A 15,798-nucleotide genomic window follows, 5' to 3' on the forward strand; every position below is an offset into this window, starting at 1 on the left:
AGGAGACCAGTATGGCTGAAGTAACGGTAAAACAACTGGCCGAAGATGTAGGCGCTCCCGTGGATCGTTTGCTGAAGCAGATCGTTGAAGCTGGCCTGAAAGCCCGCTCAGAAACTGATTCTGTGTCCAGCGATGAGAAGCAGCAGCTGCTGACTTATCTAAGAAAGGGCCACGGTGACGCAGATGCCGAACCTCAGAAGATTACGCTGAAGCGGAAAACGACCACTACGCTCAAGGCTGGTAAAGCCAGGGCCGTTAACGTCGAAGTGCGCAAGCGACGCACCTATGTGAAGCGTGCAGAGTCGCAGCCGGATGCGGAAGTAGCAGCGCCTGAAGAGATTCAAGAAGAGCAGAAAGTGGAGCCAGTACAGGCGGAGCAATCCGCAAACGTAACGGCTCCGCAAGCAGAAACAGAAGCTCCTTCTGAAGCGGCGAAGAAAGAAACGCCGGCTGCAGAAGAGCAAGCGCCGGTACAGAAGGCTGAGCCGAAAAAGGCGCCCGAACCTACACCGGTTACCGCTCCGGAAGATATGCCGATGCCGCCGCCTGAGGGTGATGGCAAGGATCGGAAGCCTAAAAAGAAGAAAGAAAAAGTTCGTGAGCGTGGTGACGAAACCGAAGAAGGCAAGCCTAAGAAAAAACAGGCTGGCCATCGTGGGCCACGTAACCGCCCGGCAGAAAAGGGCGCAGTGATCTCTGCAGACGATGAAGACAATACGTTGCGCAAACCACTGCGTGCGAAAAAGAAATCCAAAGAGAAGCGTCATGGCTTCGAGAGGCCGACCAAACCAATGGTCAGAGAAGTAGAAGTTCCTGAAGTGATTACCGTTGGCGATCTAGCCCAGCGCATGGCCGTTAAGTCGGGTGATGTCATTAAGGTCCTGATGGGCATGGGTGTGATGGCAACCATCAACCAACCGTTGGATCAGGAAACATCGACTCTAGTCGTTGAAGAACTTGGCCATACAGCCAAGCCCATCAGCGACGATGCTTTTGAGCACGATGTACTTAGCGAGTTCAAAGTGGAAGGCAAGGATAAAACAAAGCGCGCACCGGTTGTGAGCGTAATGGGCCACGTCGACCACGGTAAGACATCACTGTTGGACTACATTCGCCGTACCAAGGTTGCTTCTGGTGAGTCCGGAGGTATTACCCAGCATATCGGGGCCTATCACGTGGAAACCGATCAGGGCATGGTCTCGTTTCTGGATACCCCAGGCCACGCGGCTTTCACCGCGATGCGTGCCCGTGGTGCCCAGTGCACCGATATCGTTATCCTGGTAGTCGCATCTGATGATGGTGTTATGCCACAGACTAAAGAAGCGGTGTTACATGCCCGCTCTGCCGGTGTGCCCATCGTGGTTGCGATCACCAAGATGGACAAAGAACAAGCTGACCCGGATCGTGTGAAGAACGAACTGGCCGCGATCGACGTTATTCCGGAAGACTGGGGTGGCGATGTGCAGTTTGTGCCTATCTCCGCGCATTCAGGTGACGGTGTAGACACGCTGCTAGAGGCGATTCTGCTGCAGGCTGAGATCCTTGAACTTCAGGCCTCACCTGACGCACCTGCTAATGGTGTTGTTGTTGAATCCAGCCTTGAGCGTGGGCGCGGATCTGTTGCTACTGTGCTCGTACAGAACGGTACTCTGCGACGTGGCGATATGGTTGTTGCGGGTTCCTTCTTCGGTAAAGTGCGCGCAATGACCGATGAGGCCGGCAAGCAGGTAAAAGATGCCGGCCCGTCGATTCCGGTCGAGATTCTTGGTTTGAATGGTACACCGAACGCCGGTGACGAGTTCTTTGCGGTAGCTGATGAACGGAAGGCAAAAGAGCTGGCTGAATTCCGCCACGTTCGTGAGCGCGAGCAGCGTTTGCAGCGGGCGCAAGCGGCCAAACTTGAGAACCTGTTCGAGAACATGGGTAAAGATGAGGTTAAAACCCTCAACGTTGTTCTTAAAACAGACGTTCGTGGCTCTCTTGAGGCGATCAACAAGTCGCTGCAAGATCTGGGCAACGACGAAGTTCAGGTCAAAATTGTGTCCTCCGGCGTTGGTGGTATTGCAGAGACGGACGTGAGCCTGGCAATGGCGACAAACGCTGTTATCTTTGGCTTCAACGTACGCGCTGATACAGCCTCTAAGCGTCTGGTCGAGCAAGAAGGCTTGGATCTACGTTATTACAGCATCATCTATAACCTGCTGGACGATGTGAAAGCAGCGCTGACAGGCATGTTGGCACCAGAGTTCCGCGAAGACATTATTGGCATTGCCGATGTTCGCGACGTGTTCCGTTCACCGAAGTTCGGCCAGGTTGCCGGCTGCATGGTGACCGAGGGCAACGTATATCGGAACAAGCCTATTCGTGTGCTGCGTGACAACGTGGTGATCTTTGAAGGCGAGCTGGAATCTCTGCGTCGCTTCAAGGACGACGTTCCCGAAGTCCGTAACGGCATGGAATGTGGTATCGGTGTTAAAGGCTACGATGTAAAGGTCGGTGACCAGATCGAAGTCTTCGACCGGATTAGAGTCGAGCGTAAGCTCGAGTCTACGGGGGCCTAATGGCCAGAGAGTTCAGTCGTATTGATCGCATTGGCGATCAAATGCAGCGTGAGCTTGCTCAGCTGATTCAGCGTGAGGTCAAGGATCCGCGGTTGGGCATGGTAACGGTCAATGCAGTCAAGGTCAGTCGTGACCTTGGCTACGCTGATATCTATGTTTCCCTGCTGACTACTGAGGAGCTTACTGCTGAATCCCCTGAAGCACAGGAATCTGTTGCGGTTTTGAACAGGGCGGCTGGGTTTCTCCGCGGCCAAGTGGGCAGAGCCATGAAGCTGCGGGTTGTTCCGCAGCTTCGTTTCCACTTTGATGCGCTTCAGGGCTATAGCCGTAGAATGGACAGTCTTATTCGTGAAGCGGTGGGTGACAAACCCGCCGTTGAGCGGAACGACGAAACCCCGAGTGATCCGGAGTCAAACGATTGAGTCGCAGACGTAAAGGCCGTGTTGTTAATGGCATTCTGGTCATTGATAAGCCGGCGGGCATCACCTCTAACGGTATCCTGCAAGAGGTCAAGCGCCTTTATGGTGCCGCCAAAGCAGGCCATACCGGCGCTCTGGATCCGATAGCAACCGGGGTTCTGCCGCTGTGCTTCGGTGAGGCGACAAAGTTCTCGCAGATGATGCTGGATAGCGACAAGGCCTACATTGCCACGGCGCGGTTGGGCCAGCGCACTGAAACTGGCGACAGTGAAGGTGCCGTGGTTGCCGAAAAACCGGTGCCAGAAGGCCTTACACCGGAAGTGATCGAGCCCGTGCTTGAACAGTTTCGTGGCGATATCCAGCAAGTCCCCTCTATGTATTCTGCCCTTAAGCACAAGGGGCGCCCGCTTTATGAATACGCCCGCGAAGGCATCGAAGTGGAACGTCCCGCGCGACCCGTGACCATTTACAGTCTCGAGCTTCTGGATATTCGAGAAACCGAAATGGATATTGCCGTAAAGTGCACCAAGGGTACGTATATTCGCTCACTCGTTGAAGACATTGGCGAAGTGTTGGGTTGCGGTGCCCATGTGATTGCATTGCGGCGCACGCTGGCTGCTGGATTCACCCTGGCCGATGCCCACCCAGTGCCCGACCTTGAGGCCATTCGCGAGCGCGGTGAAAGCTTGGATGGCCTTCTGGTTGCACCTGACGCAGCGCTTTCTATGTTCCCTGAGCACCGCCTGAGCGGCCAGCCTTTAGTGTCGATATTGAACGGACAACCGGTTAGAATACCGGGCCAGGCTTTTGAAGGTTTCGTGCGTATTTATGGCAACGAAGGTTTCGTAGGGCTGGCAGAAGCATTGCCAGAAGGCGAGGAAACCCAATTGGTGCCTCGTCGGCTGGTAAGTAACAGCGATAGAAACTAGTTATATCGTTGTATAGCCGGGCTGTAGAGATGCGCGGTCCGGCCGGATTTAATCGCATCGCAAACATGAGGTGAATTATGGCTCTTTCAGCCAATGAGAAAGCACAGATCGTTCAAGATTATCAGCAAGCTGATGGCGACACGGGTTCCCCAGAAGTGCAAGTTGCACTGCTGAGCGCCAACATCAACAAGCTGCAGGGTCATTTCAAGATCAACAAGCAGGATCACCATTCCCGCCGTGGTCTGATCCGGATGGTAAACCAGCGTCGTAAACTGCTGGACTACCTCCGTAAGAAAAACGGTGACCGGTACCTGGAGCTGATCAAGCGCCTTGGACTACGTCGTTAATCAGGTCTTACGACCTGACGGTTGCCTTCGGGATTTCCCGGTGGCAGCCACCAGCCGGTGGGCTCCTTAAGGGGCCTGCCGGTTGTGCTTTTGAACACCGCATTGTGTGTTTTGTGAACCTGGGATTTCCTGTCATATTGGGAAGCCGAAATTGATAGCAGGTTGTTGAAAGCCCGGGCGGTGCGGCTCTAGAGCGTACCAGTTGCCTGGCCGGGGTTTTGCAACAGCCTGTTAGCTTTCAGGCAGGGTGCCTTTAGGGACACACTACTTTCATTTTGAACAGATAACGCAGGAGTTCGTTGTGGATCTGCAACCGCGTAAAAAATCATTTGAGCTGGGTGGCGAAACCGTCACTCTGGAAACGGGCCGCGTTGCTCGTCAGGCTACCGGTTCCGTTCTGGTCACTGTGGGTGACATCTCGGTTCTGGGTACCGTTGTTGGTGCCAAGGAAGCCAAGCCCGGTCAGCCATTCTTCCCGCTGACTGTTAACTATTTCGAAAAGACCTATGCCGTTGGCAAAATTCCGGGTGGTTTCTTCAAGCGTGAAGGGCGTCCTTCCGAGAAAGAAACTCTGACATCCCGTTTGATCGACCGTCCGATTCGTCCGCTGTTCCCGAACGGCTACATGAACGAGACCCAGGTTATTTGTACGGTTATGTCGTCCAGCAAGAACCAGGATCCAGATATTGCTGCCATGCTGGCCGCTTCTGCTGCCTTGGCAATCTCTGGTATTCCTTTCGCGGGTCCAGTCGGCGCTAGCCGTGTTGGTTACACCAACGAAAGAGGTTACTTCCTGAACCCAAGCTTCGAAGATCTGAAAACCTCCCTGCTAGACATGATCGTTGCTGGCACCGAAGACGCCGTTCTGATGGTTGAATCCGAAGCCAAAGGCCTGAGCGAAGATCAGATGCTGGGTGGCGTTCTGTTTGCTCACCAGGAAATGCAGACTGCTGTTACAGCGATCAAAGAATTCGCCGCTGAAAATGGCAAGCCTCGTTGGGATTGGCAGCCAGCTGCTGAAAACACCGAGCTGCTGGGTGCGATCACGTCTGAGTTTGCCGGCGCTATTGAAGAAGCCTATGGCATTCACGACAAGATGGCTCGCTACGCACGTCTTGGCGAAATCAAAACCGCAGCAGTTGAAAAACTAGCTGGCGAGGAGGAAGGCCAGCCTTCCGCAGACGAAGTTAAAAAGAACTTCGGAAAAGTCGAAAAAACAGTTGTTCGCCAACAGGTTATTGATGGCAAGCCGCGCATTGATGGTCGTGACAATAAAACCGTTCGTCCGATCGAGATCGAAGTGGGCATTCTGCCCAGCGTTCACGGTTCTGCACTGTTTACCCGTGGCGAAACTCAGGCGATTGTGACCACAACCCTGGGTACTTCACGTGACGTGCAGACTATCGATGCATTGGAAGGCGAGCGTAAGGATCCGTTCCTGTTCCACTACAACTTCCCTCCGTACTCCGTAGGTGAAGCTGGCCGTGTTGGTACACCAGGCCGTCGTGAAGTTGGCCACGGTCGTTTGGCCAAGCGCGGTGTGATGGCGGTTATGCCGACCATGGATGAGTTCCCGTATGCCATTCGTTCTGTGTCTGAGATCACTGAATCCAATGGCTCCAGCTCTATGGCGTCTGTTTGTGGTTCAAGCTTGGCATTGATGGATGCTGGTGTGCCGCTGAAGGCGCCGGTAGCTGGTATTGCCATGGGTCTGGTTAAGGAAGGCGATAAGTTTGCCATCCTAACGGACATCTTGGGCGACGAAGATCACTTGGGCGACATGGACTTCAAGGTAGCTGGTACCAAAGACGGTATCACTGCTCTGCAGATGGACATCAAAATCCAGGGCATTACCGACGAGATCATGGAGCTTGCTTTGGAGCAGGCGCACAGTGCTCGTCAGCACATTCTTGTTGAGATGAACAAGGTTATCTCTGAGCCGCGTACTGAGCTTTCTCCGCGCGCTCCGAGCATCACCGCTATCAAGATCAACCCTGAGAAGATCCGCGACGTGATCGGTAAGGGCGGCTCTATGATCCGTTCTATCTGTGACGAAACTGGCGCTTCTATTGATCTGGATGACGACGGTAACGTGAAGATCTACGCAGAGAACCAGGAAGCAGCCCAGGCGGCGGTTAACCGGGTTAAAGAGATTACTGCAGAGATTGAAGTGGATGCTATCTACAAGGGCCGCGTTGAGCGCATTGTAGACTTCGGTGCCTTTGTTAACATTCTGCCTGGCAAGGATGGTCTGGTACACATTTCCCAGATCTCTGATCGCCGGATTGAGAACGTAACTGACGAGCTGAGCGAAGGTCAGGAAGTTCTGGTCAAAGTGTTGGATGTAGACAACCGTGGCCGTGTGAAGCTGTCTATGAAGGAAGTTAAGGAAGGCGAGCAGCCAACTGACTTCACTGACTGATAGCTAGCAGCTACTAAAAACCCGCCTTTCCTTTGGATTGGCGGGTTTTTTTTGCTTCTAAAAATTCCAGGACAGAATTTTTGTACGCAGGAATGATGAACGTTGCCGCGTGAGGCGTATCAGTCTGAAGGAATTCCTTCGGTTTATTGGCAGCTTCGTAAAGCGCTTGGCCGTGATGGAAGGGGATGATGCCGTCGCGGACGCTGTGAATGATCATGGTGGGTACGGGGCTGATGTTGGCAATCTGGTCTACGCCTTCGTATTCGTCTGGGATCGTCCAGCTGAGAGGGATTTGGAAGGGCCAGGTGAGCCAGAAGCTTCCAAGCTTCTCTCTGGCTATGCCGCGGAAGCCGGAGAAGGTGCCGTCCAAGATCACGCCACTAAGCTCAGGTGTTTCGTTTCTTTGTACCCATTCACTGGCAAGGGTTAGCCCCAGTGCGCCGCCCAAGCTTTGGCCGAGGATAAATACAGGCGTGTTATTGGTGTTTCGCTGACGGGTTAGCCACCGTAAGCCGGTTTCGGAATCGTGAAGCGCGCCTTCTATGTCTGGCGCGCCGGTGGACTTTCCGTAGCCTCGGTAGTCGATGGTGAATACGTTGTAGCCTTCTGCGGGCAGCCAGGCGACGTTGAGTAGGTGGCTGCTGATGTTTTGGGCATTGCCGTGGAGGAAATAAACGGTGCCATTGGGCTGACCCTCAGCAGGTAGCCACCAGCCGTGCAGGGTCTCTCCGTCGGCAGTGTCTAGGTAAATATTTTCGTAAGCCAGATCGAGGCGGTCTGGCGTTATGTAGGTGGTTTGATCCGGGAAAAAGAACAGGCTGCTGCAGCCGCTTTGCAGTAGCACCGCAGCTGAGAGACATAAAAGAAGCAAAAGCTGTTTCAGAAGTACGCGTGCAGTCCGGCTTGCCATGTGCTTTGGTACCTGTCGTAGTGATCTTCTCGGGTGAATTCTGCAAACAGGCTGAATTCGCGGCCTATGTGCCAGTTGGCTCTTGCGTATAGCTGATCTTGTCGGTGCTGACTGCTGACGATCCAGGCCTTGGTTTTTACTCCGCCAGAAAAGCTGAAGTAGTTGTTTTGGTGCAACAGGCCAATGTCGGCGCCAGGTGCGGCATCGTAGCCACGACGCAGGTCATCGTCGATTTCCAGATCGGCGGTGGCAATGGCGAAGGCTTGGGTTTGTTGGCCTAGGCTCCAGCTGCCACCAGCGCCACCTTCCAAATAGGGCGCGAAAACCCGTTTGTTGCCGTTGTCTGTGCGGCGACCACCAAAGCCTACTTGCCAGGATAGTGGGGAGAAGAACGCATTTCTCGGGCTTAGAGAGCGGATTTCGAGGCCCGTAAGTTGTTCAAGTTGCAGTTCGTCGTTGTCGCGGTAAAGGCGGGCGTCCAGGCGGAAAAACTGCAGCTGAGCGCCACTGCGGTAGCCTGCGGGTGGGTCGAGAACATCATGATAGGCTGGCCGGAATGTCAGTTGGGTGAATTCTCGATGCGCCAGTTGCCCGGCACTCAGGCTTACGCGAAACGTATCGTGGCCCTGATCATCACGTACACGGGGCTCTGGCGGCAGTTTGGGTGGTGCAACACCGTCGATTTTACTGCGCTCGAGCAACAGTGCGTGGGATAGAGGGGCCGCAATATCTGTTGGCCAGTCGTCTGCCTCGCTACGGTAACGTACATAATCATAGGTGGCATCGAGTAGGTTGGCTTTTTTCTTGGGGGCTAGAGATTGGACTCTCTCATTGTTGGGAGCAATATCTCCATTCGCTATAGCAGCGGCGAGCCCCTGGTGGTCTCTGGGAAGGTTTGACAAGCTATAGGCCACAGATGTTGCGGTGGATGGCCGATAGTGCACATTTGCTACCAGATCCTTGTCGACAGCCCAGCGTACTGTGTCTGAAGGTATGGCGTGTGTGGTTACTTGCTCTAGCAGCTCTGTGCCGGGTCGGGCTGCATCAATAAGTGCAAGCAATCGATAGGCGCAGTTTTCATCAAAGAAGAAGTAATCAAAGTTGCGCCCCTGAATTTCCCAAGCGTGGGCGAGCATCGAATCCACTTCCTGTTTGGTTAGGTTGAGTTCGTATTCCCATAAATCTCGATGCTCTATATCTGAATAGAGCCGAATTTTCTCGTAGTAAGGCTGCACGGTAGTGGTACCCGGATATCCGCCGAAGACTCCCTGATAAATAAAGAGCAGCTCGTTGTCCTGTTCCGGGGCGTCAGCGGCATAGGAAATCGTATTGGCAAGCAGCAAGCTGGTTTGTTCGTCTTCCTGTGGTGGATCTAGTCGTAGGAAGGTATGGCCAAACATGGATGACGGGCTGTTGAGATAAGATGCTGCAAACACTAAGGTAATGCTTTCTGTATTGAGAGTGTCAGTCCACGCCTCGTAGTCCGGGCAACTGATCGGGCTTTTAGATAACTCTAGTTGCTCGCGAAGCCAGGTATCTCGTGCGGGAAAGCGGCACCGGGCGTGGCGGTTGCCTTCTCCTGGTTGTTGGATCGCTTCCAATGTTGCGTTCAGTTCCGCTTTTGGTGAGGTTTTACCTTGCCTACTTATAAAAAATGCCGGGTCATCGGCTTGGCTCGTGAAACCACTCCCAAATGTATTGGGTTGGTAATGAATGAGTGTGAGCCAAGCGGGGTTCAGAGATAGCGAATTTATGGTGGTTTGTGCGTGAGCCTGAAGAGGCAGGCCAGTGAAGAGCCAAAGAATGGTTGGCCCAAAGCGAAGCAGTTTACCCATGGGTAGGTGCGAGTTCCTGTCGGGTTTTAAATATACAGCATTGAAAGCGGGCCATCCGTGGCGCTCTGGAATCCTTTATGCCGTTACATACTTACTCAGGGACTCATTCTTTTCCAATAAGGCGACGATGGCGCTGACGGCTTCGCCAGAAGTTGTGTCGGAATTTGGAAAGATTGTATTAAAGTTACCGCTTAGCACTCGATAAAACTCACTGCGATTTTCGACTTCAACTCCGAGTGCAGCTGCCATGGCTTCAAGATTTTCACCTTGACCACGGGACATGTCTGCAGCGATCGCGGCTCCCCGTGATTCCATGATCATTGCCATAGATTGGACGTTTTCATTGGTGTGGCAGCCGACAATACCTAAGGTCATGCTCACCGTTTGTGATGCCATGCCGTTGGTCGTTGCAGCTAGTACGTGGGGGGCAATACCCGATTGCCCTTTCCAGATCATAGCGCCTACGCCGCAGCCTGGTTGTGCAAAAGCCATGGACGAGGCGCCTAAAAGAATTGCACCGGCTATGAGTTTTTTCATTATGTTCTCCTAAGATGTTTTAGCAGTCGTCTGGTAACGCGCTGGCCACCATTTTTTGGTGATTTATAGTGAGCAAGGTGACCATTGGGTTGAGTATAGTTCAATATCAAAATGTGCCAGGTTTGTTGCATATTTTTCATGGGATTGATCAGGAGCAAAAAATGGTCGCGCGTTGATATTCCCTAATGGATTAAGGTGCTTTTTTTTATAAATTTCTTGTTATAGAGGAAGGGCTTACGTAAGATGTGCGCGGCCATGAAGGCTTGTTAACAAAACACGGAGACATTCTTTTGAAAAAAGTTCTAATTGCATCATCTTTGGTATTGGCTGGCGCGCTGTCAGGCTGTAGTTCAATGAACGTTAGCTCTAACTCTATGCCGATTACTGCTCCACTGCAGACCGACATTAAAGCTGACGTTGAAGTTGGTGAGAAAATCACTGGCAAGGCTTCTGTAACGAAGATCCTGTTTTTCACTATCGGTAATGACAAGCAGTTCGCTGACGGCGTTTCTTACGGCGGCTCTAGCGGTGGTATGGGTCTGCCTTTCGGCGATCCAGTCTCCAAAGCCAAATCTGCAGCAGCGTACAAAGCTGTTACCGCTTCTGGCGCAGATATCATTGTAGCTCCACGTTACACTGTTGAAACTGAAGACTTCGTAGTTTTCGGTACCATCAACGTAACGGTTGAAGGCTACAAAGGCACTATCAAAAGCATCAAGTAATTCGCTTTTGATTTGCTGCTTGTAAAAAAAGCCGGAGTACTTTACCAAGTACTCCGGCTTTTTTGTTTCCTTGGGTTGACCATCAGCCACCTAGATAGGCGTTCTGCACATCTGGATTGGCCAGCAAATTCTTACCTGTGTCGTGCAGGCGAATTTTGCCCGTCTCTAGCACATAACCTCGATCGGCGAGATGCAGTGCTTGGTGGGCGTTTTGCTCCACCAGAAACACAGTAATACCTTCATCCCGTAGATGGCCGATAATCTCGAAGATCTGCTTGATGATCAGTGGAGCCAGCCCAAGTGAAGGCTCATCCAATATAATCATGTTTGGGCGGCTCATAAGCGCCCGCCCGATCGCCAGCATTTGCTGTTCACCACCAGACATGGTGCCCGCGCGCTGCAGTTCGCGTTCTTTCAGGCGCGGAAAGAGTTCATACACGTGAGCCTGGCTTTTGCGAATTTCGGCTTTGGTATTGAAGAACCCTCCCATGTGTAGGTTTTCTTCAACTGTTAGGCCGGAAAATATTCTCCGGCCTTCGGGTACTATGGCAAGCCCCGAGCGCATGATCTGCGAGGTGGGCACGTTAGTGATATCGCGGCCCTCCAGGATTATGCGTCCGGAACTGGCTTGCGGGGTTCCGCATACGGTCATTAGCAGTGTGGTTTTTCCGGCGCCATTTGCGCCGATCAGCGAGACGATCTCGCCTCGGTTAACCTCAACAGATACCCCGTGCAGGGCCTCAATCTTTCCGTAATGGGTGTGGACATCTTCTAGTACAAGCATGCTCATGTTTAGGCCTCGCCCAGGTAGGCTTTGATCACGTCGTCGTTCTGGCGGATTTCTTCTGGCGTACCACAGGCCAAGGGCTTGCCTTGGTTGATGACGTTGATCCGGTCTGAAATATCCATTACCAGGCTCATGTCGTGCTCAATCAACACCACGGAAACGTTATAGTCCTCTTTCAGGCTAACAATAAGCTGATTGAGCTCTTTGGTTTCCGCCGGGTTTAGGCCCGCAGCGGGCTCATCGAGCATCAGCAGTTTAGGCTCGGTAACCATGCAGCGTGCTATTTCAAGCCGTCGCTGCTGACCGTACGCCAAGTTACCCGCATCCCGGTTGGCGAGATCCAGAAGGCCGACGCGTTCTAGCCAGTAAGCGGCACGATCTAGAGCTTTCTGTTCCCGCTCCCTGTAATTGGGGGTGCCAAGAAGGCCTGCAAGCATGTTGGTATTGAGATGTCGGTGCTGGGCCACAAGCAGGTTTTCCACAACCGACATCTGAGTAAACAGACGAACGTGCTGAAAGGTTCTCACCATGCCCAGCCGGGAAATCTTGTAGTCCGGCTTGCCTTGCATTTCTTTGCCTTCGAAAAGGATCTTGCCACCGGTAGGCTTGTAAAAACCGCTCATGCAGTTGAAAACGGTTGTTTTACCGGCCCCGTTAGGGCCGATGATGGAAACGATTTCTCGTTCCTGAACGTCCAGTGACACTTGGTCTACCGCTAGCAGGCCGCCAAAGCGCATGGACAGATTTTGTACTTCAAGCATTGTCTGTCACTCCTGCTTTTTCAGTTTGATGTGAATGCGGCGCATGGGCAGCAGGCCCTGCGGTCGCCAAACCATCATTAAGACCATGGCCGCACCGAAAATCAGCATTCGGTATTCGGAGAATTCCCGTGCCAGTTCCGGCAAAATGGTCACTGCAATGGCCGCCAGTATCACGCCAAGCTGTGAACCCATGCCGCCTAAGACCACGATCGCAAGAATGATGGCAGATTCCAGGAAAATGAAAGATTCCGGACTGATAAATCCTTGCTTAGAGGCAAACACGGTACCTGCAAAGCCGGCAAAGAACGCACCAATAGTAAATGCAGAGAGTTTGACAGCCGTGCGGCTCAGGCCCAGCGAGCGGGCTGCGATTTCGTCTTCCCGCAAAGCTTCCCAGGCCCGACCCACGGGCATGCGCATAAAGCGGCGAATGACCAGTGCGGTTATTACCGCAAGCACCAAGGCAATCAGGTACAGGAAGATCACCTTGTGTTCGCCGCTGTAAGCAATGCCAAAGGTTTCGTGGAACGAGGTGTTGCCTTCTTCTTTCACGCGTCGGCCAAATTCCATGCCGAACAAAGTGGGGTCGGGAATGCCGCCAATACCATTTGGGCCGCCGGTGAGGGTGGTCCAGTTATTAAGCAGGATGCGAATGATTTCGCCAAAGCCAAGGGTGACGATGGCTAGGTAATCCCCTCGTAAGCGCAGTACTGGAAAGCCCAGTATCAGGCCGAATAGACCGGCAAGCAGTGCACCCGCGGGCAGTGCAACCCAGAATGAGACGCCTAAATATTGTGACAATAAAGCGAAGGTATAAGCTCCAACCGCATAGAAAGCCACATAACCGAGATCTAGCAGCCCCGCTAGGCCAACTACCACGTTAAGGCCAAGAGCCAGCATGATGTAGATCAGCACCAGCGTGGCCAAATCCACAGAGCCTCGCGAGACAAAGAACGGCCAGAACAGGGCAAGCACTACAAGCCCGGTTATCACCCAGGATTCTAGTTTCACCCGCTTGGATTGCTCCATGGGTTCTTTGTTCACCATAGGGTTAAGCTTGGGTAGCTTGCCCAGCACGCCCATGAATGAATCACGAAACGCTTGGAAAACAAACACCGCAATGGCAGCCAGAACAATGGCAATGTAGGTTGAGGTTTTGGCGCCAGTAAGCGTAATGTTTACGCCCTCGGCTTCTAAATTGAGCCCAAGAATAGGGAACGAAATAATCAGCGTGACAACGGCACAGAACAGCGCGTGTCTATAATTGTTAGTAGCCATTAGATCTTCTCAACCTCCGGTTTGCCAAGCAGGCCCGTGGGCTTAAACAGCAGAATGAGAATCAGCAGGCCAAAGGAAACCACGTCTTTATACTCACCGCTGAGGTAGCCCGAGGTCATACTTTCAGACACGCCAAGAATCAGGCCGCCGAGCATAGCGCCGGGAATGCTGCCAATGCCGCCGAGCACGGCTGCCGTAAAGGCCTTGAGGCCGGCAATAAAGCCAAACAATGGATCAACTGAACCGTAATACATACCTAGTAAGAGGCCGGCAACGGCGGCCAGAGCGGCGCCAATAATAAAGGTGGCCGAGATAATACGGTTGGTGTCGATGCCCAGCAGACTGGCCATGCCAAGATCTTGCGAAACAGCCCGGCAAGCGCGCCCTGTGCGAGAGCGCGAAATGAACAGCGAGAGCACTGTCATGCAAATCAGTGTGGTGATAAAAATGGTGATCTGCATATAAGATAACGACATCTGAAACGCACCTTCAGAGCCAAACTGGAAGCCACCTTCAATAAGCGCAGGAAAGCCAATGTTGCGAGAGCCCTGAGCAAGGTGGACGTAGTTCTGCAGGAAGATAGACATGCCGATGGCAGAGATGAGCGGGATCAAGCGATGACGGCCGCGTACAGGGCGGTAAGCTACCCTTTCTACCGCCCAGCCCATAGAGCTGGAAACAATCATGGCGCACACCAGCGCAACGATCAGAATCAGGGGTAGCCAGGCCGCACCCAGAGCGGTTAGGCCGGTAATGGCGATAAGCGCTGTGTAGGCGCCAATCATGTAAATTTCACCATGGGCAAAGTTGATCATGCCAATGATGCCGTAAACCATCGTATAGCCGATGGCGATCAGGGCGTAAGCGCTCCCGATCGTAAGCCCGTTAATGAGCTGTTGAGAGAAGTACAGGAGATCTTGCATTATTGTTTGACTCCGGAGGCCTACTCCCTCCGCTGACACACTCCGAGCCCAGGGTAGCCGGGTTGGATGTGAGGCAGAATCTCAAGGAGCCTAGAAAAACACCTTCTCCCGGATCTCGGTGAGAAGGTGTTTTCATGATTACCGTTAATTAACGATTTGGCTTAGTTTACCGGAGTTTTGCTGCCATCTGAATGCCATTCGAACACAACAAACTCAAATGACTTCATATCGCCTGCCTCGTCATACTCAACCGTACCAATTGGCGTCTCAAAGGTACCGCTGCGCAGGGCTGCGGCAACATCAAACGGGTCTTTGGAGTCTGCGGCTTCAATGCCGTCTGCAATCAACTGAACGGCAGCGTAAGACGTAAGCACGAACGGGCCAGACGGGTCCTCATCCGCAGCCTCAAAGGCCTTCACGAGTTCTTGGTTTTCTTGTTTCTTATCAAAGCTTGGTGGCAGAGTTACCAGAAGCCCCTCGGAAGCTTCGCCAGCAATGGTGTTGATGTCGTTGTTACCAACACCTTCAGGACCCATGAATTTGACGTCTAGATTGGCTTGCTCTGCCTGGCGCAGAATCAAACCCAGCTCAGGGTGGTAGCCGCCAAAGTACACATAATCCACATCAGCTTGCTTAAGCTTGGTGATCAGTGATGAGAAGTCTTTGTTGCCAGCGGTAACACCTTCAAACATGGCAACTTCAACGCCTTTGTTCTTCAGTGTGTCACGAACCGCCGTGGCAATACCTTCACCGTACTGCTGTTTATCGTGAATAACAGCAACCTTCTCGGGGTTCTGGCTGGCAATGTAGTCGCCGGCAACAGGGCCCTGCATGCTGTCTAGCCCGATGGTACGGAAAATCAGCTCATAGCCACGCGATGTAACCTCCGGGCTGGTAGACGCTGGCGTGATCATCAGAATGCCTTCGTCCTCGTAAATGTCTGAGGCAGGCTGAGTTGAGCTTGAGCACAAATGGCCAACAACATAGCGAACGCCATCGTTAACCATCTGGTTGGCAACTGTAACGGCCTGCTTGGGGTCGCACACGTCGTCGTATTCTACAGCAACCAGCTTTTCGCCCATCACGCCGCCGGCAGCGTTAATTTGCTTAATGGCCATGCGTGTGCCAGAGAATTGCATGTCGCCGTACTGGGCAACTGGGCCAGTAATGGGCCCTGCAACGCCAATTTTGATATCTGCAGCTGCGTTGCCGGCAGCCATAAGAGCAACGGAAGCGCTAACCGCGGTGACGAGTTTTTTTACTGAAATTGTCATGGGGGATTGTCCTGTATTTTCAGGGTTATTCTTATAGTCTCAGTAGCTAAACAAACACCACCGGTGCAACCTTGTCAAGTTGACCGGTGGCTT

The 15,798-nt window shown here is 52.8% G+C and carries 14 protein-coding genes; 6 read left to right on the forward strand and 8 right to left on the reverse strand.

All coding sequences use genetic code 11. From position 1 onward, the window contains the following. Positions 1-11 precede the first annotated feature (11 nt). From infB to pnp, 5 genes are all read left to right on the forward strand, one after another. Positions 12-2,561, forward strand: coding sequence for a translation initiation factor IF-2 (gene infB / locus ACTH3S_RS03995; protein ID WP_441807732.1), 2,550 nt, complete (start codon positions 12-14; stop codon positions 2,559-2,561). Next, positions 2,561-2,983 carry a 30S ribosome-binding factor RbfA gene (rbfA, locus tag ACTH3S_RS04000; RefSeq protein ID WP_441807733.1) on the forward strand — a complete coding sequence of 141 codons (423 nt, stop codon included), beginning with the start codon at positions 2,561-2,563 and terminating at the stop codon, positions 2,981-2,983. The genes infB and rbfA overlap by 1 nt, the downstream gene beginning before the upstream one ends. Continuing rightward, the gene (gene truB, locus ACTH3S_RS04005; RefSeq protein ID WP_441807734.1) at positions 2,980-3,909 is read left to right on the forward strand and encodes a tRNA pseudouridine(55) synthase TruB; all 930 of its coding nucleotides are present in this window, start codon (positions 2,980-2,982) and stop codon (positions 3,907-3,909) included. The genes rbfA and truB overlap by 4 nt, the downstream gene beginning before the upstream one ends. Before the next feature lie 77 nt (positions 3,910-3,986). Further along, a complete protein-coding gene (rpsO, locus tag ACTH3S_RS04010) occupies positions 3,987-4,256 on the forward strand; it encodes a 30S ribosomal protein S15 (protein WP_441807735.1) in 270 nt (89 codons plus the stop codon). A 307-nt stretch (positions 4,257-4,563) separates the two neighbouring features. After that, complete coding sequence (pnp, locus tag ACTH3S_RS04015) at positions 4,564-6,678, forward strand: polyribonucleotide nucleotidyltransferase (RefSeq protein ID WP_441807767.1); 2,115 nt, start codon at positions 4,564-4,566, stop codon at positions 6,676-6,678. 13 nt (positions 6,679-6,691) lie between these two features. On the opposite strand, the gene ACTH3S_RS04020 is transcribed toward pnp, so the two are convergent. From ACTH3S_RS04020 to ACTH3S_RS04030, 3 genes are all read right to left on the reverse strand, one after another. Continuing rightward, positions 6,692-7,588, reverse strand: a complete 897-nt coding sequence (locus tag ACTH3S_RS04020; RefSeq protein WP_441807736.1) for an alpha/beta hydrolase — start codon at positions 7,586-7,588, stop codon at positions 6,692-6,694. Continuing rightward, the gene (locus tag ACTH3S_RS04025; protein ID WP_441807737.1) at positions 7,558-9,423 is read right to left on the reverse strand and encodes an Lnb N-terminal periplasmic domain-containing protein; all 1,866 of its coding nucleotides are present in this window, start codon (positions 9,421-9,423) and stop codon (positions 7,558-7,560) included. The genes ACTH3S_RS04020 and ACTH3S_RS04025 overlap by 31 nt, the downstream gene beginning before the upstream one ends. 75 nt (positions 9,424-9,498) lie before the next feature. Next, on the reverse strand, positions 9,499-9,960 hold the full coding sequence (locus tag ACTH3S_RS04030; protein WP_441807738.1) for a DUF3015 family protein: 462 nt from the start codon (positions 9,958-9,960) through the stop codon (positions 9,499-9,501). A 290-nt stretch (positions 9,961-10,250) separates the two neighbouring features. On the opposite strand from ACTH3S_RS04030, the gene ACTH3S_RS04035 reads away from it, so the two are divergent. Then, entirely contained in the window at positions 10,251-10,682 is a 432-nt protein-coding gene (locus tag ACTH3S_RS04035) for a hypothetical protein (protein WP_441807739.1), read from the forward strand. 82 nt (positions 10,683-10,764) lie between these two features. Here ACTH3S_RS04035 and ACTH3S_RS04040 read toward each other — a convergent pair whose 3' ends face one another. The 5 genes from ACTH3S_RS04040 to ACTH3S_RS04060 all read right to left on the reverse strand — a co-directional run bounded on the left by ACTH3S_RS04040 (position 10,765) and on the right by ACTH3S_RS04060 (position 15,705). Continuing rightward, positions 10,765-11,466, reverse strand: a complete 702-nt coding sequence (locus ACTH3S_RS04040; RefSeq protein ID WP_441807768.1) for an ABC transporter ATP-binding protein — start codon at positions 11,464-11,466, stop codon at positions 10,765-10,767. 8 nt (positions 11,467-11,474) lie between these two features. After that, the gene (livG, locus tag ACTH3S_RS04045; RefSeq protein ID WP_441807740.1) at positions 11,475-12,230 is read right to left on the reverse strand and encodes a high-affinity branched-chain amino acid ABC transporter ATP-binding protein LivG; all 756 of its coding nucleotides are present in this window, start codon (positions 12,228-12,230) and stop codon (positions 11,475-11,477) included. A 6-nt stretch (positions 12,231-12,236) separates the two neighbouring features. Further along, a complete protein-coding gene (locus tag ACTH3S_RS04050) occupies positions 12,237-13,508 on the reverse strand; it encodes a high-affinity branched-chain amino acid ABC transporter permease LivM (RefSeq protein ID WP_441807741.1) in 1,272 nt (423 codons plus the stop codon). After that, positions 13,508-14,431, reverse strand: coding sequence for a high-affinity branched-chain amino acid ABC transporter permease LivH (gene livH / locus ACTH3S_RS04055; protein ID WP_441807742.1), 924 nt, complete (start codon positions 14,429-14,431; stop codon positions 13,508-13,510). The genes ACTH3S_RS04050 and livH overlap by 1 nt, the downstream gene beginning before the upstream one ends. Positions 14,432-14,592: 161 nt before the next feature. Continuing rightward, entirely contained in the window at positions 14,593-15,705 is a 1,113-nt protein-coding gene (locus ACTH3S_RS04060) for a branched-chain amino acid ABC transporter substrate-binding protein (protein ID WP_441807743.1), read from the reverse strand. Positions 15,706-15,798: the final 93 nt, after the last annotated feature.

The organism is Marinobacter sp. (genome assembly GCF_052094685.1).
Taxonomy (GTDB): Bacteria; Pseudomonadota; Gammaproteobacteria; order Pseudomonadales; family Oleiphilaceae; genus Marinobacter.

Coding starts and splice junctions, on each gene's coding strand:
- infB (WP_441807732.1), top strand. CDS start 12: ATGGCTGAAGTAACGGTAAAACAACTGGCCGAAGATGTAGGCGCTCCC.
- rbfA (WP_441807733.1), top strand. CDS start 2,561: ATGGCCAGAGAGTTCAGTCGTATTGATCGCATTGGCGATCAAATGCAG.
- rpsO (WP_441807735.1), top strand. CDS start 3,987: ATGGCTCTTTCAGCCAATGAGAAAGCACAGATCGTTCAAGATTATCAG.
- ACTH3S_RS04020 (WP_441807736.1), bottom strand. CDS start 7,588: ATGGCAAGCCGGACTGCACGCGTACTTCTGAAACAGCTTTTGCTTCTT.
- ACTH3S_RS04025 (WP_441807737.1), bottom strand. CDS start 9,423: ATGGGTAAACTGCTTCGCTTTGGGCCAACCATTCTTTGGCTCTTCACT.
- ACTH3S_RS04030 (WP_441807738.1), bottom strand. CDS start 9,960: ATGAAAAAACTCATAGCCGGTGCAATTCTTTTAGGCGCCTCGTCCATG.
- ACTH3S_RS04040 (WP_441807768.1), bottom strand. CDS start 11,466: ATGCTTGTACTAGAAGATGTCCACACCCATTACGGAAAGATTGAGGCC.
- livG (WP_441807740.1), bottom strand. CDS start 12,230: ATGCTTGAAGTACAAAATCTGTCCATGCGCTTTGGCGGCCTGCTAGCG.
- ACTH3S_RS04050 (WP_441807741.1), bottom strand. CDS start 13,508: ATGGCTACTAACAATTATAGACACGCGCTGTTCTGTGCCGTTGTCACG.
- livH (WP_441807742.1), bottom strand. CDS start 14,431: ATGCAAGATCTCCTGTACTTCTCTCAACAGCTCATTAACGGGCTTACG.
- ACTH3S_RS04060 (WP_441807743.1), bottom strand. CDS start 15,705: ATGACAATTTCAGTAAAAAAACTCGTCACCGCGGTTAGCGCTTCCGTT.